Origin of the sequence: Mangrovibacter phragmitis, assembly GCF_001655675.1 — a bacterium.
Classification (GTDB): Bacteria; Pseudomonadota; Gammaproteobacteria; order Enterobacterales; family Enterobacteriaceae; genus Mangrovibacter; species Mangrovibacter phragmitis.
In genome coordinates, this window is sequence record NZ_LYRP01000012.1 from 17,181 (window position 1) to 42,527 (window position 25,347).

Below are 25,347 nucleotides of genomic sequence, written 5' to 3' on the forward strand. Positions count from 1 at the left end.
CAGGGTTAACCTGGCCATTTTTTTATAGGTAACGTTGTGCTCAATATGCTGAATAAACTATCTCATCTGTTGGATGACGCGGGGATTACGCTGTCCTCTCACCAGAAAAGCCAGTTACTGGCTTATGTTGAACTGCTCAACAAATGGAATAAGGCATATAACCTGACTTCCGTGCGTGACCCACAGGAAATGCTGGTGCGCCATATCATGGACAGTATTGTGGTTGCTCCGTATCTGTCAGGGCAGCGTTTTATCGATGTAGGAACTGGCCCTGGACTGCCTGGCGTTCCTCTGGCTATTGTCTGCCCGGATTCACACTTCACTTTACTCGATAGCTTAGGCAAGCGTGTTCGGTTTCTGCGCCAGGTGCAACATGAGCTAAAACTGGAAAACATCACACCAGTGCAAAGCCGGGTAGAAGATTTTCCCGCAGACCCGGCATTTGACGGTGTCCTTAGTCGTGCATTTGCATCGCTGACCGATATGGTGACGTGGTGCCATCATCTTCCTGCTGATAACGGTTTCTTCTATGCCCTGAAAGGCGTGTTACCTCAGGATGAGATAGACGGCCTGCCACAGGGCCTGGCGGTGGAAAAAGTTATTCCTCTGTCAGTACCTGAGCTGGAAGGTGAGCGTCATCTGGTGATTATTCGACCAAAAAAAAATTAATATTTATCAAAAAAAGTGGAAATACAGTTGTTTCTTAATCGTTAAAAAAGCCGTGCTAAATCAGTGTAATAGTTGGTTACATGTCACAATTTTTTTACTACTTATTTCCCGATAATTAACGTCACTCTTTTTGTTAACTTTATAAATAGTAAACATGGCAAATATGAGCGAGCAAAAGATACAGTCTGTTAGAAGAGAGTAAAAGTTAAATTTTTTAGTTAAATGTCAATAAAAGGTTTTTATTGTGTTTTAGGCTTTTTTCTAAAAATATTTAAATAATGCACTTATTTTTCATAAGGATATGTTTTTTGTTTTCCAGTTTATTCTTAAATTGATGAGCAGAAAATTGTTGGATTTGTGATCGGTGGCACGCTTTTAACGACATGGTTACCACTTAATTGGTAATTTTGGTGAACTGATTGCGGTTTGAACAAAACTTTAGAAAAAAGGCGCACAGAAAATTATTTAAACATTTGTTCACCTTTTTGCTACTTATTGTTTGAATTCACGTGTTCGCCCCGTATAATTTGCTCGCTTTTTGGAACTTGACTCTGAGCCATAAAGACAGTTTTATACGACTCGCGACATACCTCAAAGGGAGCAGGAGTTATTCACGTTATGTCAGTGTCGCTCATGAGTAGAAACGTAGCGCTTAAGCTTCTGTTCGTTCAATTTTTGGCTTTGATAGCAAGTGGATTGCTTTTTTGCCTCAAAGACCCCGTATGGGGAGCTTCCGCTCTTGGTGGAGGTGTGGCGGTTTGGCTGCCTAACGTAGTTTTTATGATTTTTGCCTGGCGTCATCAGGCGCAAACATTCACTAAAGGTCGTCTGGCCTGGTCGTTCGCCATTGGCGAAGGCGTAAAAGTAGTGGCAACGTTTGCTATTCTGGTTGTGGCGTTGGGCGTATTTAAGGCGGTTTGGCTGCCGCTGATAGTGACATGGTTATTGGTGCTGGTTGTACAGATACTGGCACCAGCTGTAATTAACAACAAAGGGTAAGAGGCATCATGTCTGCAGGAGAAATCTCTACACCGCAGGAATACATAGGTCACCATCTGCATAACTTACAGATAGACCTGCGTACATTCTCAATGGTGGATCCGCAAAACCCCCCGGCCACATTCTGGACGCTGAATATTGACTCCATGTTTTTCTCAGTGGTTCTGGGTTTGTTGTTCCTGGTTATTTTCCACCGTGTTGCGAAACGTGCAACGACGGGCGTGCCAGGCAAATTCCAGACAGCGGTTGAATTAATCGTTGGTTTTGTTCATGGCAGTGTCAAAGACATGTACCATGGCAAAAGCAAGGTTATTGCACCGTTGGCCCTGACGATTTTTGTCTGGGTCTTCCTGATGAACCTGATGGACTTGCTGCCAATCGACTTGCTGCCATTTATTGCCGAGCATGTCCTTGGCCTGCCGGCGTTGCGTGTTGTTCCGTCTGCTGATGTGAACGTCACTTTGTCCATGGCATTGGGTGTCTTCGTTCTTATTCTTTTCTACAGCATCAAAATGAAAGGCGTTGGTGGCTTCGCGAAAGAGTTGACGCTCCAGCCGTTCAATCATCCGGTGTTTATTCCCGTGAACCTGATTCTGGAAGGGGTCAGTTTATTGTCCAAACCTGTTTCTCTTGGTTTGCGACTGTTCGGTAACATGTATGCGGGTGAGCTGATTTTCATTCTGATTGCTGGTCTGTTGCCGTGGTGGTCACAGTGGTTGCTTAACGTTCCGTGGGCTATCTTCCACATCCTGATCATTACGCTGCAAGCCTTCATTTTCATGGTTCTGACGATTGTCTATCTGTCGATGGCATCTGAAGAGCATTAATTTTACTAACACTACTACTGCGTTTTAACTGAAACAAACTGGAGACTGTCATGGAAAACCTGAATATGGATCTGCTGTACATGGCTGCCGCTGTGATGATGGGTCTGGCGGCAATCGGTGCTGCGATCGGTATCGGCATCCTCGGGGGTAAATTTCTGGAAGGCGCTGCACGCCAGCCTGATCTGATTCCTCTGCTGCGTACACAGTTCTTTATCGTTATGGGTCTTGTGGATGCTATCCCGATGATCGCTGTGGGTCTGGGTCTGTACGTGATGTTCGCCGTCGCGTAGTGAGCATTGCTTTAAAACTAAAGCAATATCAGAACATTAACTAGATAAGAGGCATTGTGCTGTGAATCTTAACGCAACAATCCTCGGCCAGGCCATCGCGTTTGTCCTGTTTGTTCTGTTCTGCATGAAGTATGTCTGGCCGCCGTTAATGGCTGCCATTGAAAAACGTCAAAAAGAAATTGCTGACGGACTTGCTTCAGCCGAACGAGCTAAAAAGGACCTTGACCTTGCACAGGCCAACGCGACCGACCAGCTGAAAAAAGCGAAAGCTGAAGCTCAGGTCATTGTTGAGCAGGCGAACAAGCGCCGTTCTCAGATTCTGGAAGAAGCAAAAGCGGAAGCAGAACAGGAACGTAACAAAATCGTGGCACAGGCTCAGGCCGAAATCGACGCTGAACGTAAACGTGCCCGCGAGGAACTGCGTAAGCAAGTCGCTCAACTGGCTATCGTTGGTGCCGAGAAGATTATTGAACGTTCCGTGGATGAAGCTGCTAACAGCGACATCGTTGATAAACTGGTCGCTGAACTGTAAGGAGGGAGGGGCTGATGTCTGAATTTGTTACTGTAGCTCGCCCCTACGCCAAAGCAGCTTTTGACTTTGCGGTTGAACACCAGAATGTGGATCGCTGGCAGGAAATGCTGGCGTTTGCCGCAGAGGTGTCCAAGAACGAACAGGTGGCTGGGCTGATTTCAGGTGCACTGGCACCTGAAACACTGGCTGCATCGTTTATCGCTATTTGTGGTGACCAGGTAGATACCCATGCCCAAAACCTGATTAAGGTAATGGCTGAAAATGGGCGTCTGTCGGTTCTTCCTGATGTTCTTGAGCAGTTTGTTCTGTTGCGCGCAGCCCTTGAGGCCACAGTTGAAGTTGATGTGACTTCAGCCAGCGCGTTAAGCGAAGAACAGCTTTCGAAAATTAGCGCCGCGATGGAAAAACGTCTGTCTCGCAAAGTGAAGCTGAATTGCAAAATTGATAAGTCTGTAATGGCAGGTATTGTCATTCGTGCGGGTGATATGGTCATTGACGGTAGCGTCCGTGGTCGTCTTGAACGCCTGGCAGACGTCTTGCAGTCTTAAGGGGACTGGAGCATGCAACTGAATTCCACCGAAATCAGCGAACTGATCAAGCAGCGCATTGCTCAGTTCAACGTGGTGAGTGAAGCTCACAACGAAGGTACTATTGTTTCTGTAAGTGACGGTGTTATCCGTATCCACGGCCTGGCCGAGGTAATGCAGGGTGAAATGATCTCTCTGCCGGGTAACCGTTACGCTATCGCACTGAACCTGGAGCGCGACTCCGTAGGTGCAGTTGTGATGGGTCCGTATGCTGACCTTGCCGAAGGCATGAAAGTTAAGTGTACTGGCCGTATTCTTGAAGTACCGGTAGGTAATGGCCTGCTGGGTCGTGTTGTTAACACCCTGGGTGAACCTATTGATGGTAAAGGCCCGGTTGAACACGATGGCTTCTCACCTGTTGAAGCTATCGCGCCTGGCGTTATCGAACGTCAGTCTGTCGACCAGCCTGTACAGACCGGTTATAAATCTGTCGATGCCATGATTCCAATCGGTCGTGGTCAGCGTGAGTTGATCATCGGTGACCGTCAGACGGGTAAAACTGCTCTGGCTGTCGATGCCATCATCAACCAGCGTGATTCCGGTATCAAATGTGTGTACGTGGCTATCGGCCAGAAAGCGTCCACCATTGCTAACGTGGTTCGTAAACTGGAAGAACATGGCGCACTGAAAAACACCGTTGTGGTTGTTGCTTCTGCGTCTGAATCTGCTGCACTGCAATACCTGGCACCTTATGCCGGTTGTGCAATGGGTGAATACTTCCGTGACCGCGGCGAAGACTCCCTGATTGTTTATGATGACCTGTCCAAACAGGCTGTCGCTTACCGTCAGATTTCTCTGCTGCTTCGTCGTCCGCCTGGACGTGAAGCATTCCCAGGCGACGTATTCTACCTGCACTCCCGTTTGCTGGAACGTGCTGCGCGTGTAAACGCTGAATACGTTGAAGCTTTCACTAAAGGTGAAGTTAAAGGGAAAACCGGTTCACTGACCGCATTGCCGATTATCGAAACCCAGGCGGGTGACGTTTCCGCATTCGTTCCGACCAACGTAATTTCTATTACAGATGGTCAGATCTTCCTGGAAACCAACCTGTTCAACTCCGGTATTCGTCCGGCAGTTAACCCGGGTATCTCTGTATCCCGTGTGGGTGGTGCAGCGCAGACCAAGATCATGAAAAAACTGTCCGGTGGTATTCGTACCGCACTGGCACAGTATCGTGAACTGGCGGCGTTCTCCCAGTTTGCTTCTGACCTTGATGATGCAACGCGTAAGCAGTTGGATCACGGCCAGAAAGTAACCGAGTTGCTGAAACAGAAACAGTATGCGCCGATGTCCGTTGCGCAGCAGTCTCTGGTTCTGTTCGCGGCTGAACGTGGTTACCTCAGTGACGTCGAGCTGGCGAAAGTCGGTAGCTTCGAAGCTGCACTGCTGGCATACGTTGACCGTGAGCACGCTCCGCTGATGCAAGAAATCGACCAAACTGGGTCTTACAACGATGAAATCGAAGGAAAGCTGAAAGGCATCCTCGATTCCTTCAAAGCAACCCAGTCCTGGTAACGTCTGCGGCTTGTCTCTCGGGGCAAGCCGTTAGGCATTGAGGAGAAGCTCATGGCCGGCGCAAAAGAGATACGTAGTAAGATCGCAAGCGTCCAGAACACGCAAAAGATCACTAAAGCGATGGAGATGGTCGCCGCTTCCAAAATGCGTAAATCGCAGGAGCGCATGGCGTCCAGCCGTCCTTATGCAGAGACCATGCGCAAAGTGATTGGTCACCTTGCTAATGGTAATCTGGAATACAAGCACCCTTACCTGGAAGAGCGCGACGTAAAACGCGTGGGTTTTCTGGTAGTGTCGACTGACCGTGGTCTGTGTGGCGGCTTGAACATTAACTTGTTCAAAAAGTTGCTCAACGAAATGAAAGAATTGTCTGAGAAAGGCATTCAGAGTGATTTAGCACTGATTGGCTCTAAAGGTGTTTCTTTCTTTAATTCTGTTGGCGGCAGTGTCGTTGCACAGGTAACAGGCATGGGGGATAACCCTGCTCTGTCAGAACTGATCGGTCCGGTTAAGGTGATGTTGCAGGCCTACGATGAAGGCCGTCTGGACAAGCTTTATGTTGTCAGCAACAAATTTATTAACACCATGTCTCAGGTTCCGACCATCACTCAGCTGCTGCCTTTACCGGCATCAGAAGATGGTGATTTAAAACGTAAATCCTGGGATTACCTGTACGAACCTGATCCGAAAGCGCTGCTGGATACCCTGTTGCGCCGTTATGTCGAATCGCAAGTTTATCAGGGCGTGGTAGAAAACCTGGCCAGCGAACAGGCCGCACGTATGGTTGCGATGAAAGCTGCAACCGATAATGGCGGCAACCTGATCAAAGAGCTGCAGTTGGTTTACAACAAAGCTCGTCAGGCCAGCATTACTCAGGAACTCACCGAGATTGTCTCGGGGGCCGCCGCGGTTTAACCAGGTTTACGAATTACGTAGAGGATTCAAGATGGCAACTGGAAAGATTATCCAGGTAATCGGCGCCGTGGTGGACGTCGAGTTTCCTCAGGATGCCGTACCAAGAGTGTACGATGCCCTTGAGGTAATGAATGGTAAAGAGCGCCTGGTGCTGGAAGTTCAGCAGCAGCTGGGTGGTGGTGTTGTTCGTACTATCGCAATGGGTTCTTCCGACGGTCTGCGTCGTGGCCTGGAAGCGAAAGACCTTGAACACCCGATTGAAGTCCCGGTTGGTAAAGCAACACTTGGCCGTATCATGAACGTACTGGGCGAGCCGGTCGACATGAAAGGCGACATCGGCGAAGAAGAACGTTGGGCTATTCACCGTGAAGCACCGAGTTACGAAGACCTGGCTAACTCCCAGGATCTGCTGGAAACTGGTATCAAAGTTATCGACCTGATTTGCCCGTTTGCAAAAGGCGGTAAAGTTGGTCTGTTCGGTGGTGCTGGTGTAGGTAAAACCGTAAACATGATGGAGCTGATCCGTAACATCGCGATCGAACACTCCGGTTACTCAGTGTTTGCGGGCGTTGGTGAACGTACCCGTGAAGGTAACGACTTCTACCACGAAATGACCGATTCCAACGTTCTGGATAAAGTATCCCTGGTTTACGGCCAGATGAACGAGCCGCCGGGAAACCGTCTGCGCGTTGCACTGACCGGCCTGACCATGGCTGAGAAATTCCGTGACGAAGGCCGTGACGTTCTGCTGTTCGTCGATAACATCTATCGTTATACCCTGGCCGGTACAGAAGTATCCGCTCTGCTGGGCCGTATGCCTTCCGCGGTAGGTTATCAGCCAACACTGGCGGAAGAAATGGGTGTTCTTCAGGAACGTATCACTTCAACCAAAACCGGTTCTATTACCTCCGTACAGGCGGTATACGTACCTGCGGATGACTTGACTGACCCGTCACCAGCCACCACCTTTGCGCACCTTGACGCAACCGTGGTACTGAGCCGTCAGATTGCTTCTCTGGGTATCTACCCGGCAGTTGACCCGCTGGACTCAACCAGCCGTCAGCTGGACCCACTGGTTGTTGGTCAGGAACACTATGATGTTGCCCGTGGCGTGCAGTCTATTCTGCAACGTTACCAGGAACTGAAAGACATCATCGCCATTCTGGGGATGGATGAACTGTCAGAAGAAGATAAGCTGGTGGTAGCTCGCGCGCGTAAAATTCAGCGCTTCCTGTCTCAGCCGTTCTTCGTGGCAGAAGTCTTTACTGGTTCTCCGGGTAAATACGTTTCGCTGAAAGATACCATCCGTGGCTTTAAAGGCATTATGGACGGTGAATACGATCACCTGCCGGAACAAGCGTTCTACATGGTTGGTTCCATCGACGAAGCCGTGGAAAAAGCCAAGAAACTTTAACGCCGTAATCGGAGGGTGATATGGCTATGACTTACCACCTGGATGTCGTCAGCGCAGAACAGCAGATGTTTACTGGTCTGGTTGAGAAAATCCAGGTTACAGGTAGTGAAGGTGAACTGGGTATTTACCCGGGGCACGCTCCGCTGCTTACTGCCATTAAGCCTGGTATGATCCGCATCGTTAAACAGCATGGCCATGAAGAGTTTATCTATCTTTCTGGCGGCATTCTGGAAGTACAGCCTGGCACGGTAACCGTGCTGGCTGATACGGCAATTCGCGGCCAGGATCTGGATGAAGCCAGAGCCATGGAATCGAAACGCAGAGCAGAAGATCACATTCGTAATTCTCACGGTGACGTGGATTACGCACAAGCTTCTGCTGAGCTGGCGAAAGCCATCGCGAAACTGCGTGTTATTGAATTGACTAAAAAAGCGATGTAACACCGGCTTGAAGCACGTAAAAAGCCAGCCTGGGCAACCCGGCTGGCTTTTTTATTGCGAGCGGAAGTCAGGTGAATATTGGAAATAAAACACTTTTTCTTTTTTATGTGATCTGTATCTCAAAATTCTTGATCGTGATGAACAAGAAGCGTACACTTTTTTTTGTGAGATGAGTCACAAAATTTAATTCACCGATTAGGATGCCACCATGAAACTGATTAACAAAATCATCGCTATTTTTAATAACATGAGTTTCTCATTTGGTACTTTCCATCTGTGATAGTTGTTCTTCGCCAGACTGCCAAAACATAGCTTTGCGAAGATATCCGGATATAAAAAAGGTCGCCCTGATGGCGACCTTTTGCATGTATTAAGCAGGTTTATTTTTTCTGCAGGAATGACCCCAAATCAAACGTACCATCCGGCTTACGTAGCAGTGGTTCAGGCATCGTTAGTGATAAAAAATCTGTTGCCTTAATCTCCTTACCAGCACTGTTCACACTTTTCCCCTGATGGATAAAGTAATTTGATTTATCCACGTCACCAGTAACTGCGTCGTCATACTTAGCTGGCGCGGTGCGCAGTGATTTGTTGCCTTTGAATACTCCCTGCGTTTCAGGCCCACCGTAAGGGCTTGGGCGGAAGATAAAGTTAAAGCGCTGGTTATCCATTGCTGTATTGTTTTCAACGATTAAGCGCCCGGGGTTAAAGTTATCGGTGAAACCGTCCAGGTGGTTACCTATAGCGATACTGTTACGAATCTGGTGAGCGACTGGTTGGCCTTCACCACCGAGTTTGAAACCGTTACTGGTGTTGTTGCGGGCAATGGAATTTTCGATAACCACAACCCCGTTCGGACCGTCTTCAATTTTGTTGAACAAATCAAAACCATCATCCACGTTATTGTGGGCGTAACAACCCTCCAGACGGTTCCCTTCCCCTACGCGCATTTTCACTGCAAACCCATCGGCATTGATTTTGCCCGGGTCTTCATTACCCCATGATTCAGAGTTAACAATACGGTTATAACTGGCCCATAGTGGGCGACCAATCTTATCTGGTGAAGAGATTTGAATACCCGTGTCATCATTATGGTAAGCCATTACATTCTCAACCAGATTATGACTACCGGTAATCCGCAGACTCTTGTCTGTAACATCAATGCCTTGAATGTTCCAGTAACTGGCTTCCAGTAACACACCATGAATAACCGCTTTACCCTCGGCCTCCAGTGTTTTGGGCTTATCTGCCAGGCCACTGGCTGAAATTGGAATAGTGATACCGGCGTAATCACCCGGCAACAGCATGAGCGTTCCACCAGGTGGAAGCATATTAACCGCGGAGGCTAAATCGAGCGGTGAAACTGATGTCCCGGCGTTATCTGCTTTTCCCTGAGGGCCAGCATAAATACGTTCACTGGAGCTGAGTGCTATTTTTTCTACCACCAGCTTTTGGACCACAGACTTGTCTGGTGCATTTGCAGGTGTGAAGGCCAGGGAAAACTGGTTGCCGTTCGCAAGAGATGTGGGTTGAGTCATCATCTCCCCGGCTTTTACGGTTTTATTAGCCCCGATCACCACTTCATTTTGTGTAACTGACCAGGTGCCATCGTAATTGGCCCGGGCCTGTACCACATAGTCATTACCGGCAGATTTATCAGAAGATGCAATTTGCGCCACGACAGGCCAGGGTTTTGCCACCCAGGCCGGAGATGCTTTGGTCTCTGCGGGGGTGGTAGTCAGCGTGGCATCTGAAATGGTGATTTTGGCATTACGCGAAGCAAAGAACCCCACGTAATAATGTTGCTTATCCTGCACTGTTACACTGTCTGCGCCTTTTACTTGCTGGCTTACCCAGTCATTACTTCCTGCTGGTGCCCAGGAGGTAATATAGCCATCATTAGTGCGCTGTAATTTAAGGCGGAAAGTCCCTGTTTTCGCCAGGCTGATTTGTTCTTTGTAACTTTTCTTCGTGATAGCCGCACCAGCATTACCCCATGGCTGGGATACACCCTGGCGATACATTGCCTGTATTTTTACATGGTCAGTATCTTTGCGGTCCTGGGTCATAATGGCATTCATAACCATATTGGATGCCGCAGGAAACTCTTCATAACCGGGTTTTAATGGGTTCTGGCGTGGTTTACCCAGAATATCGCGTACCAGTAACCCTGCTCCTTCCTGAGCCGCAGGTTTGGCACCATTTTCCGGGCCAAACTGATTCACAGTGACAGTGGCCTGCAAAGAGAAGTTTTGATCTGCCGGGAGTTGGGTATAGAAAAATGTCAGTCCATCGTGGGAGTTGGCAATTTTCCCACCCCGGCTTTCAATGGTTACTGGCTGGGATAAATCCGCTTTGCTGGTGGTATCCAGTTTGTTACCCGCAATAGTGACATCATTAACACCCACTTTTTCGGGCAGAACATTAGAGGAAAAATTCACATCTGTGGATTGCCCAAAAGTAATAGCATGCCAGATATGCGGTTGTTGTTGGGCATAAACCGGTGCAGAAAGCACCACACCACAAAGTGTTAGGGCAAAAGGAAGTTTTGACACTGTTGTCTCTCCGTATTGATTTGCCCGCATTATTACTAAAATGAAACACTGTTTCTTTTATGTTTATCACAAAGGTTGATTTTTGAAATGCTGTTTTATTGGCCAGGAATGGTTGTTTATTTTGAAACTAAAAATAAGTGTTAAACCATCATGTTACTACTGATTTTTACAGCGTTTTAACGCAATTAACCGGGTAATAAAGTCAATATTGTGCAATAAGAGGAAAACCATGGCGGATTTAGCAACAATGTGTTTTATGATGCAAAATATGTAGCATTTATAACGCTAAATAGTTTTACTTCTTTCATCGTAATTAGTCAGGACGCCTATGTTAAATCGTTCGATGAGCGTGGTTATCCTTGCCGCTGGTAAAGGCACCCGCATGTATTCCGACCTTCCGAAAGTTCTTCATCATCTGGCTGGAAAGCCAATGGTGCAGCATGTTATTGACGCCGCGACCCAAATTGGAGCAAATCACATTCATTTGGTTTATGGGCATGGCGGTGATTTGCTCAGGAAAACACTTACCGAACCCCGGTTGAACTGGGTATTACAGGCGGAGCAATTGGGTACGGGCCATGCAATGCAGCAGGCTGCCCCCGCTTTTGCGGACGATGAAGATATCCTGATGCTGTACGGAGATGTTCCGCTGATTAGTGTGGAAACACTGCAAAAACTGTGTGAAGCGAAGCCTGAAGGTGGGATTGGCCTGTTAACGGTGAGCCTGGATAATCCTGCAGGTTATGGGCGAATCACCCGTGAAAATGGCAACGTGACCGGTATTGTTGAGCAAAAAGATGCCAGTGAAGAACAACTGAAAATCCAGGAAATAAACACCGGAATTCTGGTTGCCAGTGGTCGCGACCTCAAACGCTGGCTGGCGAATCTCAGCAATAACAATGCCCAGGGCGAATATTATATTACCGATATTATCGCTATGGCGTGGTCTGAAGGGCGCATGATTAAGGCAGTGCATCCGGCTCGCCTGAGTGAAGTTGAAGGGGTGAATAACCGCCTGCAACTGGCTCGCCTTGAGCGGGTATACCAAACTGAGAATGCAGAGCGCTTACTGCTGGCTGGGGTGATGCTGCGGGATCCGACTCGTTTTGATTTGCGTGGTAGTCTGGAACATGGGCGCGATGTAGAAATTGACCCGGGCGTTATCATCGAAGGCCAGGTAAAACTGGGCAATCGGGTAAAAATTGGCGCGGGTTGTATTATTAAAAACAGCGTAATTGGTGATGATTGCGAACTCAGCCCGTACACGGTAATAGAAGACGCACAACTGGCGCCTGCCTGTACTGTTGGCCCGTTTGCCCGCTTGCGCCCGGGAGCTGAGCTGGGTGAAGGTGCCCATGTCGGTAACTTTGTTGAAATGAAAAAGGCACGCCTGGGTAAAGGTTCAAAAGCAGGCCATCTGACTTACCTTGGCGATGCGGATATTGGTAACAACGTCAATATTGGCGCGGGTACTATCACCTGTAATTACGATGGTGCCAATAAGCACCAGACCCACATTGGTGACGATGTGTTTGTCGGTTCAGATACGCAATTGGTGGCACCTGTCAGTGTCGCGAAAGGCGCAACCATTGGCGCAGGTACAACGGTTACGCGTAATGTAGGCGAAAATGAACTGGTGATAACCCGGGTACCACAAAGGCATATTGCTGGCTGGTCTCGCCCGGTTAAGAAGAAGTAATAGCAGCATTCTCTGCAGTGGGCTTCGGTTCGCTGTTGAAGGGCGAGGATAAAAAAACAACCCGCCCGCACGCAAAATGCGTGCAATAAAAATATAACCCCACTCTCTACAAGGCTCGGGGACCGGGAAACCGGATATACAGGTCAGCGACAACGCATGGCGTAATGCCATTATCAGGACTAAAAACTATGTGTGGAATTGTTGGCGCGGTCGCGCAACGTGATATTGCTGAAATCCTTCTCGAAGGATTACGTCGTCTTGAATACCGCGGGTATGACTCAGCCGGTCTGGCTGTCGTGGATAACGAAGGGCATATGACGCGTCTGCGTCGCCTGGGAAAAGTACAAATGCTGGCACAGGCAGCGGAAGAACACCCGTTATATGGCGGTACCGGTATTGCTCACACTCGTTGGGCAACTCATGGAGAACCCTCAGAAAGCAATGCGCACCCGCATGTCTCTGACTACATTGTTGTGGTTCACAACGGCATCATTGAAAACCACGAGCCTTTGCGTGAATTACTGGTATCCCGTGGTTATGTCTTTGTTTCCGAAACAGACACCGAAGTTATCGCTCACCTGGTCCACTGGGAAATGCAACAGGGTGGTTCATTGCGTGATGCGGTAATGCGGTCTATACCGCAGCTACGTGGCGCTTATGGCACGGTCATTATGGACATTCGCCATCCTGACACTCTGCTGGCAGCCCGCTCAGGTAGCCCGCTGGTGATTGGCCTGGGTATGGGCGAAAACTTTATTGCTTCTGACCAACTGGCGCTGTTGCCAGTGACCCGCCGTTTTATCTTTCTGGAAGAAGGCGATATCGCTGAAGTGACTCGCCGCAGTGTGACGATTTTTGATACCACCGGTAAAGAGGTCACCCGTCCGGATATCGAATCCAGCCTGCAGTATGACGCCGGTGATAAAGGCGTTTACCGCCATTACATGCAAAAAGAGATCTACGAACAACCCAATGCTATCAAAAGCACGCTGACTGGTCGTATTGCTCATAATGCCATTGATTTCAGCGAACTGGGGCCACAGGGTGATGAGCTGCTTGCTCAGGTTGAGCATATTCAAATTATCGCCTGTGGCACATCCTATAACTCCGGAATGGTTTCTCGTTACTGGTTTGAGTCGCTGGCGGGCATTCCTTGTGATGTCGAAATTGCATCTGAATTCCGTTACCGCAAATCTGCTGTACGGCATAACAGCCTGATGATCACACTTTCACAATCTGGTGAAACTGCTGATACGCTGGCTGCATTGCGTTTGTCCAAAGAACTGGGTTACCTGGGTTCACTGGCTATTTGTAACGTACCGGGCTCTTCTCTGGTGCGTGAATCTGACCTGGCGTTAATGACCAAAGCTGGCACTGAAATTGGTGTTGCATCCACCAAAGCGTTCACCACGCAACTGACAGTATTACTGATGCTGGTGGGTAAACTCTCCCGTCTGAAAGGCCTGGATGCTTCCGTTGAGCAGAATATCGTGCATGGTTTGCAGGCACTGCCAAACCGCATTGAACAAATGCTCTCCCAGGACAAGCGTATTGAAGCACTGGCGGAGAATTTCTCAGACAAGCACCATGCGCTGTTCCTTGGGCGTGGCGATCAGTACCCAATTGCGCTCGAGGGCGCACTTAAACTGAAAGAGATCTCCTATATTCACGCTGAAGCTTATGCGGCTGGTGAACTCAAACATGGCCCGCTGGCGCTGATTGATGCAGATATGCCGGTTATTGTTGTGGCGCCCAATAACGATCTGTTGGAAAAATTAAAATCCAACATTGAAGAAGTGCGTGCCCGTGGCGGCCAGTTGTATGTGTTTGCTGATCAGGACGCTGGTTTTGCCAGCAGTGACAACATGCATATCATTTCTCTGCCACATGTTGAAGAAGTGATTGCGCCTGTCTTCTATACTGTTCCGTTGCAGCTGTTGGCTTACCATGTCGCCTTGATTAAAGGCACCGATGTGGATCAGCCGCGTAATCTGGCAAAATCCGTTACCGTCGAATAATTTTTTATTCATTCTGCCTTACCAAAAAGAGAAAGCCTGTCTTCGGATGGGCTTTTTTACCTTTCAGACACTATCTTTTAAACACACAAAAAGAGTCTGAAAAGGAGAACGTGATGAAACGTGTACAGCATCATTACACTGTTAATGTCGAATGGACGGGCAATAGAGGCGAAGGAACATCTGCTTACCGCACCTACAGTCGTGACCATATCATTAGTGCCGGAGATGGGGATAAAGCGGCCATTGCCGGGTCAGCAGATCCTGCTTTTTTAGGTGACCCGGCCCGCTGGAACCCGGAAGAACTATTAGTTGCGGCAACATCTGCATGCCACAAGTTGTGGTACCTGCATTTATGTGCTGATGCCGGCATTGTGGTTCAGTCCTACACCGACAACCCGGAAGGTACGATGGTTGAGGAGCCGGAAGGGCGGTTTACTCAAATACAGCTAAAACCCTGCGTGACGATTCGTGCTCAGGATGATGTGGAACTTGCCCGCAGTCTGCATCATAAAGCGCATCAATACTGCTTTATTGCTAACTCGCTTAATTTCCCGGTTTTCTGTGAGCCAGAAATCAAACAAGCCTGACCTGTAACCTGTTTTTTTGCCCCTGTTTTTGTCCTTAAATCAAAAATAAGGAGGATAATCAGCAGGGGTGATGAGCATGAATTATACTCCTCTGACAAGAATATGATGTTTTTATTACAGTGTTTATCCTTGATCTATAAGGATAAAAACAGCCAAATCTTTCGTTGTCATAAAACTGTAATATTTAATACATTTTACTGTCATCTGTTTGTCCTATTTTGCACACCGTAATCATTCTAAATAGAAAACAGATTCAATACCTCTGCTGGAGACATTATGAACATTATGCGTACCACTGTCGCAACTGTTGTCGCCGCGACCTTATCTCTGAGCGCTTTCTCTGCATTAGCAGCAGCCAGCCTGACCGGAGCCGGAGCTACGTTTCCTGCACCGGTTTACGCAAAATGGGCTGACACGTACCAAAAAGAAACCGGTAACAAAGTCAATTACCAGGGAATTGGCTCATCTGGTGGTGTAAAACAAATTACTGCTCATACCGTTGACTTTGGTGCATCTGACGCCCCGTTGTCTGATGAAAGGCTGGAAAAAGAAGGTTTGTTCCAGTTCCCGACAGTGATTGGTGGTGTTGTTTTGGCTGTAAACCTGCCGGGTATTAAATCTGGTGAACTGGTGCTGGATGGTAAAACACTGGGCGATATCTATCTGGGCAATATTAAAAAGTGGGATGACCCAGCTATTGCCAAACTCAATCCAGGCATGAAACTGCCCGCTCAGAATATCGCAGTGGTTCGCCGTGCGGATGGTTCTGGCACTTCTTTTGTTTTCACCAGCTACCTTGCAAAAGTCAATGCTGAGTGGAAAGAGAAAGTCGGTACCGGAACAACCGTCAAGTGGCCAACTGGTCTGGGCGGTAAAGGTAACGATGGTATTGCTGCATTTGTACAGCGCCTGCCTGGCGCAATTGGCTATGTGGAATACGCCTATGCCAAACAAAACAATCTGGCTTACACCAAACTGGTGTCAGCAGATGGTCAGCCTGTTAGCCCAACGGAAGAAAGCTTCTCCAATGCGGCTAAAGGGGCTGACTGGAGCAAATCCTTTGCACAGGATTTGACTAATCAAAAAGGGGCTGATGCGTGGCCTGTCACCTCTACCACTTTTATTTTGGTTCACAAAGAGCAGAAGAAACCTGAAAGCGGTATTGAAGTGCTGAAGTTCTTTGACTGGGCTTATAAAAAAGGTGGTAAAGAGGCTACAGACCTGGACTATGCAACCTTACCTGACAGCGTTGTCGAGCAGGTTCGCGCGGCATGGAAAACCAGCGTAAAAGACAGCAACGGTAAGCCGTTGTATCAGTAATTTGGATGTTACCTTTCCCGGAAAATCAGCATAATAGCTGGCTTTCCGGGCTCAATCAGAAGAGTAATATATGGCTGCAACAAAGCCTGCGTTTAATCCCCCAGGCAAAAAGGGCGATATGATCTTCAGCGCACTGGTCAGACTGGCTGCGCTGATTGTGTTATTTCTGCTGGGTGGCATTATTGTCTCCCTTATCTTTTCCTCATGGCCAAGTATCCAGAAATTCGGCTTTTCCTTCCTGTGGACCAAAGACTGGGATGCGCCGAATGATATTTACGGTGCGCTGGTGCCCATTTACGGCACACTGGTTACATCGTTTATTGCTCTGCTGATTGCGGTGCCAGTGAGTTTCGGTATTGCGTTATTTCTTACTGAACTCGCGCCGGGCTGGTTGCGCCGCCCGCTGGGTATTGCCATTGAATTGCTGGCGGCTATTCCCAGTATTGTTTATGGCATGTGGGGGTTGTTTATCTTTGCACCGCTGTTTGCGACCTATTTCCAGGCCCCCGTGGGGGACATCCTTTCTTCTGTTCCTATTGTTGGCGCACTGTTTTCAGGCCCGGCCTTCGGAATTGGGATCCTGGCTGCGGGTGTGATCCTGGCAATTATGATTATCCCTTACATCGCTGCCGTTATGCGCGATGTGTTCGAACAAACCCCCACACTAATGAAAGAGTCTGCCTATGGTATTGGCTGCACAACGTGGGAGGTTATCTGGCGTATAGTTCTGCCATTTACCAAAAATGGGGTGATCGGCGGGGTGATGCTGGGGCTTGGTCGCGCACTGGGTGAAACCATGGCAGTAACCTTTATTATCGGGAATACCTACCAACTGGACAGCCCTTCTCTGTATATGCCAGGTAACAGTATCACCTCCGCGCTGGCTAACGAATTTGCTGAAGCGGAATCTGGCCTGCATGTTGCGGCATTGATGGAACTGGGCCTGATTCTGTTTGTTATCACCTTTATTGTACTGGCGATATCTAAGCTCATGATAATGCGTCTGTCTAAGAACGAGGGGGCACGCTAATGGCAACGTTAGAGATGCAAAATGCCCAGGCGCTGGCGGAAACTCGCCGTAAAATGCAGGCTCGCCGCCGCTTTAAAAATCGTATTGCTCTCACCATGTCCATGGCGACCATGGCATTTGGTTTGTTCTGGCTGATCTGGATCCTGTTCTCGACCGTTACCCGTGGGATAGACGGCATGTCGCTGGCACTGTTTACCCAGATGACACCGCCACCGAACACACCTGGTGGTGGGTTAGCTAATGCCCTTGCCGGTAGTGGCTTACTTATTTTATGGGCAACGGCTGTAGGTACCCCATTAGGTATTCTGGCGGGCGTTTACCTGGCGGAGTATGGGCGCAAGTCTGTCCTGGCTGAGATTATTCGTTTTATCAACGATATCCTGCTCTCTGCGCCTTCTATTGTGGTTGGCCTGTTTGTTTACACTATTGTGGTGGCGCAAATGCAGCACTTCTCCGGTTGGGCGGGTGTGATTGCCCTCGCGTTGTTGCAGGTACCTATTGTTATTCGTACTACGGAAAACATGCTGAAACTGGTGCCAGACAGCCTGCGAGAAGCTGCTTATGCGCTGGGTACACCCAAGTGGAAAATGATTGGGGCTATCACCCTGAAAGCGTCTGTCTCAGGGATTATTACCGGGGTGTTGTTGGCTGTAGCCCGTATTGCTGGTGAAACCGCGCCATTACTGTTTACCGCGCTGTCTAACCAGTTCTGGAGCACCGATATGATGCAACCGCTGGCGAACTTACCTGTCACTATCTTTAAGTTCGCCATGAGCCCCTTTGCTGAATGGCAGCAACTGGCCTGGGCCGGGGTTTTGATTATCACACTGTGCGTCCTGTTACTGAATATTTTGGCTCGCGTGCTGTTTGCGAAGCGTAAACACGGTTAATTCATTTTGAGCGTTGTCGCAGTTGCAATCTTGCGGCAGCGAATAAGGAAAAGAGATACATGAGTATGGCTGACAACAACCCGGGCAAAATTCAGGTGCGTAATCTGGACTTCTATTACGGGAAATTCCATGCCCTGAAAAACATCAACCTGGACATAGCTCAGAACCAGGTAACGGCATTTATCGGCCCGTCTGGTTGCGGTAAATCCACGCTGCTGCGCACCTTCAACAAAATGTTCGAGCTTTACCCTGAACAGCGTGCTGAAGGGGAAATTTTGTTAGATGGCGACAATATTCTCACCAACAGGCAGGATATTGCGTTGTTGCGTGCCAAAGTCGGTATGGTGTTCCAGAAACCAACACCTTTCCCGATGTCCATCTACGATAACATTGCGTTTGGTGTACGTTTGTTTGAAAAATTATCCCGCGCAGATATGGATGAGCGTGTGCAATGGGCACTGACCAAAGCGGCTCTTTGGACGGAAACCAAAGATAAACTGCACCAAAGCGGCTACTCTTTATCTGGTGGTCAACAGCAACGTCTGTGTATTGCGCGTGGTATTGCCATTCGCCCGGAAGTACTGCTGCTGGACGAACCCTGCTCTGCACTGGATCCCATCTCCACCGGGCGCATTGAAGAGTTGATTACGGAGCTCAAGCAGGACTATACCGTGGTTATTGTTACCCACAATATGCAGCAGGCCGCGCGTTGTTCTGATTATACTGCGTTTATGTATCTGGGTGAGCTTATCGAGTTCAGTAATACCGATAACCTGTTTACCACACCGCAGAAGAAACAAACCGAAGACTACATCACTGGCCGTTATGGTTGATTTGTCTGGCAGTGTTGAAACTGAAAAAGCAACCCATTTGGCGGTGTTATCACCGCTTTGCTGTAAAGCAAGTGTGTTGCAATCTGACAAAGCCTGTCGGGCATAAAGGAGTTCTGAATGGATAACCTCAATCTCAACAAACATATTTCTGGTCAGTTTAATGCCGAGCTGGAGCATATCCGTACCCAGGTGATGGCGATGGGTGGGCTGGTTGAACAGCAGCTTTCCGATGCCATTACAGCAATGCACAACCAGGATAGCGAACTGGCAAAAAACGTAGTAGAAGGCGATAAAAAAGTTAATATGATGGAAGTGGAGATAGATGAAGCCTGTGTGCGCATCATCGCCAAACGCCAGCCAGCCGCCAGTGATTTACGTCTGGTTATGGCCATCATTAAAACCATTGCTGAACTGGAACGTATTGGCGATGTGGCAGATAAAATCTGCCGCACAGCGCTGGAGAAGTTTTCCCAGCAGCATCAGCCTTTGTTGGTCAGCCTGGAATCGTTAGGGCGCCACACTGTGCAAATGCTTCACGATGTACTGGATGCGTTTGCACGTATGGACATTGATGAGGCGGTGCGTATTTATCGTGAAGATAAAAAAGTGGATCAGGAATACGAAGGCATTGTGCGCCAGCTAATGACATACATGATGGAAGATTCACGCACTATTCCCAGTGTTCTGACTGCGTTGTTCTGTGCACGTTCTATCGAGCGTATTGGCGACCGTTGTCAGAATATTTGTGAGTTTATCTTCTATTTCGTTAAAGGTCAGGATTTCCGTCATGTTGGTGGTGACGAACTGGATAAACTGCTGGCGGGTAAAGATACGAAAGAATAATTTCTCTTTCATTTTCATGCAATAACAATTCTCTTCGCCATCCGTATACCGGATGGCGTTTCTTTTACTGGCAGGCTATACAGATATTCCACTGACAGCGCCTGCCTTTCTCCAAATAATTCAGATCCAGCAAAATATTTTTGTTTGCCTTTTGATTGTTTATGCAATTTTATATCATTATTCTCTGCATGGTTTTCTATTATAGAATGGAGTCATTATGTTCAGGCGCAGAAGGATTGAATTATCACAGCATTCATTTCGCGAAGCTGTATTGTTGAAGTTCGGACAGCAAGGTTTTTCCGATATGTCTGTGCGGAAATTACTGGTTTTGTTACATGAACATTTTCGCTACATGAATTTTAAAGTGAATGGGGCTACCAGAGATGAGTTACATAAAATAATTACGAACTCTTTATTCTCAAGAATTTCAGATATAAATGAAATAGAAGAGAGAGTGGAGTATCAAAGAAATATTGATGATTTTCAACGATCTCATACTCATAAGCTTTTTTTGAATTCTTTGGTGGCAGTAAGATATTTTATTGAGCAAATGGAATCTGTCCGGAGTGAAATGTTATCTATATCGCTTCGTTCACGTTCTCCGTGCTTTAGAATATTTAGTATTACTCTTGATTCAGCCAAAGAAAAATATACGCGGGTATTAAGTAATTTTGTTACTGCTGCTGTTCTGTATGTTTATCCTGAACTGGTGATGCCAACAAGCACTGCTATCAGTATATTAGATGATTTTCTGTCAAATCTAATCAGAAATGGCCTCCGGCAACCTGGTAACCGGTTTATTTCTATTCAACGTTCTGCAGATTTAGTTAATATTCCTTCTTATATGACCGATGAGTATCTCTTTAATGAAGCAAACTATGAATACGTTATTCATGGTATGACGCGTCAACGAAGAGGACAATTCTCTGAAGAAATAGAAGAAAACAGCCGCCTTGAATCCTACCATGAGGTGATAGACCGCGGCCTTTATACAACAAGGCGGTTGAGTGAAGTGGAGGTTCCCCCTTCACCTCCTGTAATGCGAGTGCCACCGGTTCGCACTGCTCGCCCACACGTAATCCTGCCGGCCTTGCCGGTATTTAATTTATCTTCACTTGCACCTGCGCAACCCGATACTGACGCTGAATCATCACTTAAGGACAGAGTTTTTCTTGATATGGCTATTCTTGAAGTACGTAAAGAAAAGAGTAACGATGGCATTCTTAATAGAGGTGAGTCGTTAATTGTATATAAGCATGATGATGATTTTTATACCGAAAGTGAATGTCGGGAAAAAAGCTTGCCTCTCAATAATCCCATTAAAATAGATTATATATCTGATAATGAGTATTTGATTGAGTATAATAGGCTTGGAGAGCAATACAGAAACATTAATCTTCGGGATTACAATGAATATCTTTATTCTGACTATGGTTAAGTTTTAATATTTCGACAGGTAACCTGATGTATTTATATCAGGTTACCTGGTTTATTTAATTGCTATTATTTCTGTATCCATGTGTTGCTGCTGTATTTGAAGATGTTTTGTTGTTCATCTATCTGGTACAGAAACAACCAGCCATTATTCACCAGGTCTGCAACATTCTGGTGGCGCAACATTATCGCTTCAATTGCCGCTTGCGGAGCCTGAATGAAAGCACTTAACCGTACAGGCTGGTGGCGATACTGCTTTCCATCATGAACAGACTGGTTTGACAAACCAATACGCAAATCCCCGCCGTTTCCTTCAAACACACCAATATGTCCGCCAACGACATTGTGCAGCAACTTATTACCACTGCCATATTTTTCCGGGGCTGTAACCGAGGCGTAATATTGCAGGTTAATCCAATTCATCACCAACAGTGGCGCGGTCATTATCTTTTCCAACTGGGTAAATTCCGGATCCTCGCTAACATGGTATTCGTGCAAAAAGGCCCGGCCGGCAAAGTTCAGGTTGCGTGTCAGGCTACGGGGAGCAATAAACACCCCGGCGTTATTGCATAATCCCCATTCCGGCCTCATTTGTGCCCAGTTGGTTGCGCGTTGCTTAAAGAACCGGCTGGCTTCTGCGGCATCAGGTGCTTCAGGTATGGCGAACTGTGCTGACCTGGCGATTCTGGCCTGGTTCACCGCTTCGTTAACCCAGGTACGCCAGAGAGCGTCTGGTGCATCAAATACATTGAGGTCATCGGTAGTGGTGTTGTGCATAGCTGCGTAAAAATGCGTGTCAGCAGGTACCGTCACACCAAATGCAGGCATTTCGGCTCTGACGTCCGCATCATTTAGCAACCAGGCCAGCACTTTGACATTTACTTCACCAGTCTGACCACCACAGGCACCACAATCAAGGCTGGATGACGTATGGTTATTACAGGTTTGGCTGCCATGGCCGCTCAACAGGACGATTTTAGCCAGCCGCTTGCTTATCCCCATCGCTTTAAGAATACCAGCACCCAACTCAGCTTTTTCGCTGGCGGTTAATGGTTGCTGATTGCGCTCCAGCTCCCATTCCTCATTATTGCGCACATCACGGTTGACAGGGTTTTCTGTACCATGCTGAAGTACAACGCGCTTAAACAGACTGATAAGTTTCAGCAAACCACCCGCTTCAACCATACCCAGGTTGGAGGATGGTTTTTCCAGGCTGTTTTGCCAGCCGAGTTTGGTCAGGCGCAAAATACGCTCTGGTTGCTTATGGGTTTGCCTGGCGACTAAATTGGGAGCCAGTAAACCAGGTAACTGCGGACGGGAAAAGCTGCCATCCCAGGTTTGGTAACGAATGGGGATCCCGAAGAAGCCAGCAAAGCCTAATGTTTCAATCCCGTCATTCTGGCTTTCCAGCGCCCGGCGCATGGGTTCAGAACGCACATCAATACAAAAAATTGCCTGTAATTCTGGCCGGTCCAGTTCATGAGCTGGTTTTGCCGCTTTAATTTGCGCAATCCAGGGGCTTTGTACACTGAGCTCCAGTGCACGCTGCCACACCCAAAGTGGCGCCAGTTGTTGTTGAGCCAGGTGATAAGACGCACCAATATGACTGGCCTGGTGGTGAATCGCCTGGCGAATAGTTGCGGCAGTATTCTCATGGTGCTGGCGTAACCACTGCATCAACACAGTGTCCCAGGCCAGCAGTATGGCGCTTAACCCAAGAGTATGTGGCACATCAATGTGCTGGTTTTCAAGGCCCGCCTGCCAGTCGAGCCAGGACTGCCAGCCGGCCCAACCCGATAACTGGTGCAACGATGCCCGCATAAATGCTTCAGCCCCTGCACTGTTTTCCCAGGTGTTTTGCCAGCGGCTACCGACTTCCTCAAATAACCCATCAATCATCTTCGGCAGTGCACGGAAGCAGGCCAGCAAATCCACCCCTAATAAGGTTTTGATCCCCTTATCCCGTGCCACCACTTCTAACCAGCTTTGGTAAAGATGTTCGCCATTTTTTCCGGTTGAATCAAACCGCTCCGGGTACTGATGATAGAGTGCAATAAACTGGCTCACCTGCTGAACGATTTCCTGAGCCCAGCTATGGCCTTGCTGTGAAGGGATAACTTCATCCATCAACATAGCCAGCGTTTTCCAGCGGAAAGTCAGCTCAGTATCGTTATGCTGCAGATCTTCTTCCAGTTGTGCCGGAGTCAGTGGGCTGTGCAGTTCTGCCAGCGCCTGAGATAAATGCGCCGGAGTAATTTGCTTGCCCCATAACTGGCGGTAATAGCTTTTGTTCATTAGCCCGGTAATGCCACAAATAACCGCCTGCTTAGCAAAAGTCTGAGCGATATCCTCGTGGCGCTGCTGCCACCAGGGGTTGACGGCGACAGACTGGTCCAGTGGCCAGGCGGGCGCAATGGATGAAGCAACCTGCCGGGCGATATCTGACCAGGCCAGTACTGTTGATTGTTCAGTCATTATTTGGCCTCCGTTTTTACCTGCTGCCATTGCGCATTCTGAAGTTTAATCAGCGACTCGCTCGGCCAGAATTTCAGTGTCAGGCGGGTTGCCCATTCATCAAGATAAGCTCCGGCATTGAGCCAGATAAACAGGCGCTTAACCCAACTGATATGAGGCCAGTACTGTAAGGCGATGGAGAGAGCAAACAGGCTGAAGAACAGCAGGGCAACAAAACTGTCTGCGTAAAGATTCAGTGGCGCATCCATCCCTACCAGTGTGCTCAAGTGGTGTTTTGCTGTGGTGTAGAGAGTCAGCAACCCTGCGGCGAAGGCCAGAGTGATAGCGATACGAGGCAGGCTACCTGCGTCCCAGCGGCAGACGCTTGGCAGAATCAGCGCACTAAGCGCAAACCAAATCAGCACTGTTGCCGCCAGGCTGGTCATCATAGCGAACTGCCACTGTGCGATACCAATCATTACCAGCGCGGCAGCAAGCGCCAGTACCCAGTGGCGCACCCGGGGCTTAACACTACCCGCCAGTTTTGCCGCCAGGTAGTGGTTAACCGTATTCCCGCTGTTGAGAAAAGAAAATGATTTATAAAACGAGTGCGCAAACAGGTGTAACAGCGCCATTTCATATAACCCGAGACCAATCTCCACCAGCATCAGCCCCATTTGCGAGCTGGTAGACCAGGCCAGCTTCACTTTTATACTGATGCGTGTAGTGCTCACCAGGCCAGTAATAGTGGTGCTGAGTCCGGCCAGAATCACCAGAAACCAGCATGCAACCGGGCTTGCAGCCAGCACGGGGGAAAAAAACAGTAGCAGGATACCACCAAGGTTAACGATACCGGCGTGCAACAGTGCGGAAACTGGCGTGGGTGCTTCTACCACCTGAATCAGCCAGCCATGAACCGGTAGTTGTGCGCATTTAATCAGCGCCACCATGGTCAGTAACAGTGCAGCAATGGTGAGCTGAACACTGCCAGAGCTTTCGCTGGCACGGTGTACAATTTCACTGATAGTGGCAGTGTGGAACTGGCTGTACAGGGCAATAAAAGCGGCAGCAAGCAACAGTTCACTCAGGCGGGCGAGCAGAAATTTCTTATGGGCAGCCAGTTGTGCCCTGGGGCGCTCCGGGTAGAACAAAATCAGGCGGTGCAGGCACAGACTGACACTCACCCACGCGGCCCAGAAAAGAAGTAAGTGGTTACTGATGATCACCAGTACGACTGCGGTGATGGTCATGAGTAACGCACGCAAGAAGCGGCCCCGTTCACTTTCTCCACTGAACGCCACCCAACTGTAACGCACAATAGTGATACCCAGAATGGCTATCAATCCCAGCAGCATCAGTTTGAGTGGTGTGACCAGGAATAAAGAAAACATGATAGATCTCACATAATTGACAGTAGCTGTATTCTGGATTGTTGTTTAAATTAAGTAAAATATATATTAAATAAAAAAATGTTCTGTTTTATAGAATGGTTGGAA

General features: G+C 48.2%; 22 protein-coding genes. 19 read left to right on the forward strand and 3 right to left on the reverse strand.

The features are described from left to right. Positions 1-45 precede the first annotated feature (45 nt). The 10 genes from rsmG to A9B99_RS10390 all read left to right on the forward strand — a co-directional run bounded on the left by rsmG (position 46) and on the right by A9B99_RS10390 (position 8,188). Positions 46-669, forward strand: a complete 624-nt coding sequence (gene rsmG, locus A9B99_RS10345) for a 16S rRNA (guanine(527)-N(7))-methyltransferase RsmG (protein ID WP_064598015.1) — start codon at positions 46-48, stop codon at positions 667-669. Between the two features lie 618 nt (positions 670-1,287). Next, positions 1,288-1,668 (forward strand): F0F1 ATP synthase subunit I, encoded by a 381-nt coding sequence (gene atpI / locus A9B99_RS10350; protein WP_064597225.1) that lies wholly within the window; start codon positions 1,288-1,290, stop codon positions 1,666-1,668. 8 nt (positions 1,669-1,676) lie between these two features. Beyond that, entirely contained in the window at positions 1,677-2,495 is an 819-nt protein-coding gene (atpB, locus tag A9B99_RS10355) for a F0F1 ATP synthase subunit A (RefSeq protein WP_064597227.1), read from the forward strand. A gap of 50 nt (positions 2,496-2,545) precedes the next feature. After that, positions 2,546-2,785 carry a F0F1 ATP synthase subunit C gene (atpE, locus tag A9B99_RS10360; RefSeq protein ID WP_000429386.1) on the forward strand — a complete coding sequence of 80 codons (240 nt, stop codon included), beginning with the start codon at positions 2,546-2,548 and terminating at the stop codon, positions 2,783-2,785. A 61-nt stretch (positions 2,786-2,846) separates the two neighbouring features. Then, positions 2,847-3,317 (forward strand): F0F1 ATP synthase subunit B, encoded by a 471-nt coding sequence (gene atpF / locus A9B99_RS10365; RefSeq protein WP_036114010.1) that lies wholly within the window; start codon positions 2,847-2,849, stop codon positions 3,315-3,317. 14 nt (positions 3,318-3,331) lie between these two features. Beyond that, on the forward strand, positions 3,332-3,865 hold the full coding sequence (atpH, locus tag A9B99_RS10370; RefSeq protein WP_064597229.1) for a F0F1 ATP synthase subunit delta: 534 nt from the start codon (positions 3,332-3,334) through the stop codon (positions 3,863-3,865). Positions 3,866-3,877: 12 nt separating this feature from the next. Next, on the forward strand, positions 3,878-5,419 hold the full coding sequence (atpA, locus tag A9B99_RS10375) for a F0F1 ATP synthase subunit alpha (RefSeq protein ID WP_064597231.1): 1,542 nt from the start codon (positions 3,878-3,880) through the stop codon (positions 5,417-5,419). 51 nt (positions 5,420-5,470) lie between these two features. Beyond that, the gene (atpG, locus tag A9B99_RS10380; protein WP_064597233.1) at positions 5,471-6,334 is read left to right on the forward strand and encodes a F0F1 ATP synthase subunit gamma; all 864 of its coding nucleotides are present in this window, start codon (positions 5,471-5,473) and stop codon (positions 6,332-6,334) included. A gap of 31 nt (positions 6,335-6,365) precedes the next feature. Continuing rightward, entirely contained in the window at positions 6,366-7,748 is a 1,383-nt protein-coding gene (gene atpD, locus A9B99_RS10385; protein ID WP_064597235.1) for a F0F1 ATP synthase subunit beta, read from the forward strand. A gap of 20 nt (positions 7,749-7,768) precedes the next feature. Further along, on the forward strand, positions 7,769-8,188 hold the full coding sequence (locus A9B99_RS10390; RefSeq protein ID WP_036113995.1) for a F0F1 ATP synthase subunit epsilon: 420 nt from the start codon (positions 7,769-7,771) through the stop codon (positions 8,186-8,188). A 380-nt stretch (positions 8,189-8,568) separates the two neighbouring features. Here A9B99_RS10390 and A9B99_RS10395 read toward each other — a convergent pair whose 3' ends face one another. Then, positions 8,569-10,743 (reverse strand): right-handed parallel beta-helix repeat-containing protein, encoded by a 2,175-nt coding sequence (locus tag A9B99_RS10395; RefSeq protein WP_414855552.1) that lies wholly within the window; start codon positions 10,741-10,743, stop codon positions 8,569-8,571. 328 nt (positions 10,744-11,071) lie between these two features. On the opposite strand from A9B99_RS10395, the gene glmU reads away from it, so the two are divergent. From glmU to A9B99_RS10440, 9 genes are all read left to right on the forward strand, one after another. After that, positions 11,072-12,442, forward strand: coding sequence for a bifunctional UDP-N-acetylglucosamine diphosphorylase/glucosamine-1-phosphate N-acetyltransferase GlmU (glmU, locus tag A9B99_RS10400; RefSeq protein ID WP_064597239.1), 1,371 nt, complete (start codon positions 11,072-11,074; stop codon positions 12,440-12,442). 188 nt (positions 12,443-12,630) lie between these two features. After that, complete coding sequence (glmS, locus tag A9B99_RS10405; protein ID WP_064597240.1) at positions 12,631-14,460, forward strand: glutamine--fructose-6-phosphate transaminase (isomerizing); 1,830 nt, start codon at positions 12,631-12,633, stop codon at positions 14,458-14,460. Positions 14,461-14,573: 113 nt separating this feature from the next. After that, on the forward strand, positions 14,574-15,047 hold the full coding sequence (locus A9B99_RS10410; RefSeq protein WP_064597241.1) for an OsmC family protein: 474 nt from the start codon (positions 14,574-14,576) through the stop codon (positions 15,045-15,047). 276 nt (positions 15,048-15,323) lie between these two features. Beyond that, positions 15,324-16,367 carry a phosphate ABC transporter substrate-binding protein PstS gene (gene pstS / locus A9B99_RS10415; RefSeq protein ID WP_064597242.1) on the forward strand — a complete coding sequence of 348 codons (1,044 nt, stop codon included), beginning with the start codon at positions 15,324-15,326 and terminating at the stop codon, positions 16,365-16,367. 70 nt (positions 16,368-16,437) lie between these two features. Further along, complete coding sequence (pstC, locus tag A9B99_RS10420; RefSeq protein WP_064597243.1) at positions 16,438-17,397, forward strand: phosphate ABC transporter permease PstC; 960 nt, start codon at positions 16,438-16,440, stop codon at positions 17,395-17,397. Next, positions 17,397-18,287, forward strand: a complete 891-nt coding sequence (pstA, locus tag A9B99_RS10425) for a phosphate ABC transporter permease PstA (RefSeq protein WP_064597245.1) — start codon at positions 17,397-17,399, stop codon at positions 18,285-18,287. The genes pstC and pstA overlap by 1 nt, the downstream gene beginning before the upstream one ends. Positions 18,288-18,346: 59 nt before the next feature. After that, the gene (gene pstB / locus A9B99_RS10430) at positions 18,347-19,120 is read left to right on the forward strand and encodes a phosphate ABC transporter ATP-binding protein PstB (RefSeq protein WP_036113974.1); all 774 of its coding nucleotides are present in this window, start codon (positions 18,347-18,349) and stop codon (positions 19,118-19,120) included. 117 nt (positions 19,121-19,237) lie between these two features. Beyond that, positions 19,238-19,963 carry a phosphate signaling complex protein PhoU gene (gene phoU / locus A9B99_RS10435; protein ID WP_064597247.1) on the forward strand — a complete coding sequence of 242 codons (726 nt, stop codon included), beginning with the start codon at positions 19,238-19,240 and terminating at the stop codon, positions 19,961-19,963. A 217-nt stretch (positions 19,964-20,180) separates the two neighbouring features. Further along, positions 20,181-21,401: a hypothetical protein gene (locus tag A9B99_RS10440; protein WP_064597249.1), complete on the forward strand. Its 1,221-nt coding sequence runs from the start codon at positions 20,181-20,183 to the stop codon at positions 21,399-21,401. Positions 21,402-21,466: 65 nt separating this feature from the next. Here A9B99_RS10440 and A9B99_RS10445 read toward each other — a convergent pair whose 3' ends face one another. Continuing rightward, the gene (locus A9B99_RS10445; protein ID WP_156519037.1) at positions 21,467-23,872 is read right to left on the reverse strand and encodes a DUF2309 domain-containing protein; all 2,406 of its coding nucleotides are present in this window, start codon (positions 23,870-23,872) and stop codon (positions 21,467-21,469) included. Next, on the reverse strand, positions 23,872-25,242 hold the full coding sequence (locus A9B99_RS10450) for an NADH-quinone oxidoreductase subunit L (RefSeq protein ID WP_064597254.1): 1,371 nt from the start codon (positions 25,240-25,242) through the stop codon (positions 23,872-23,874). Before A9B99_RS10450 ends, A9B99_RS10445 begins: the two co-directional genes overlap by 1 nt. Positions 25,243-25,347: the final 105 nt, after the last annotated feature.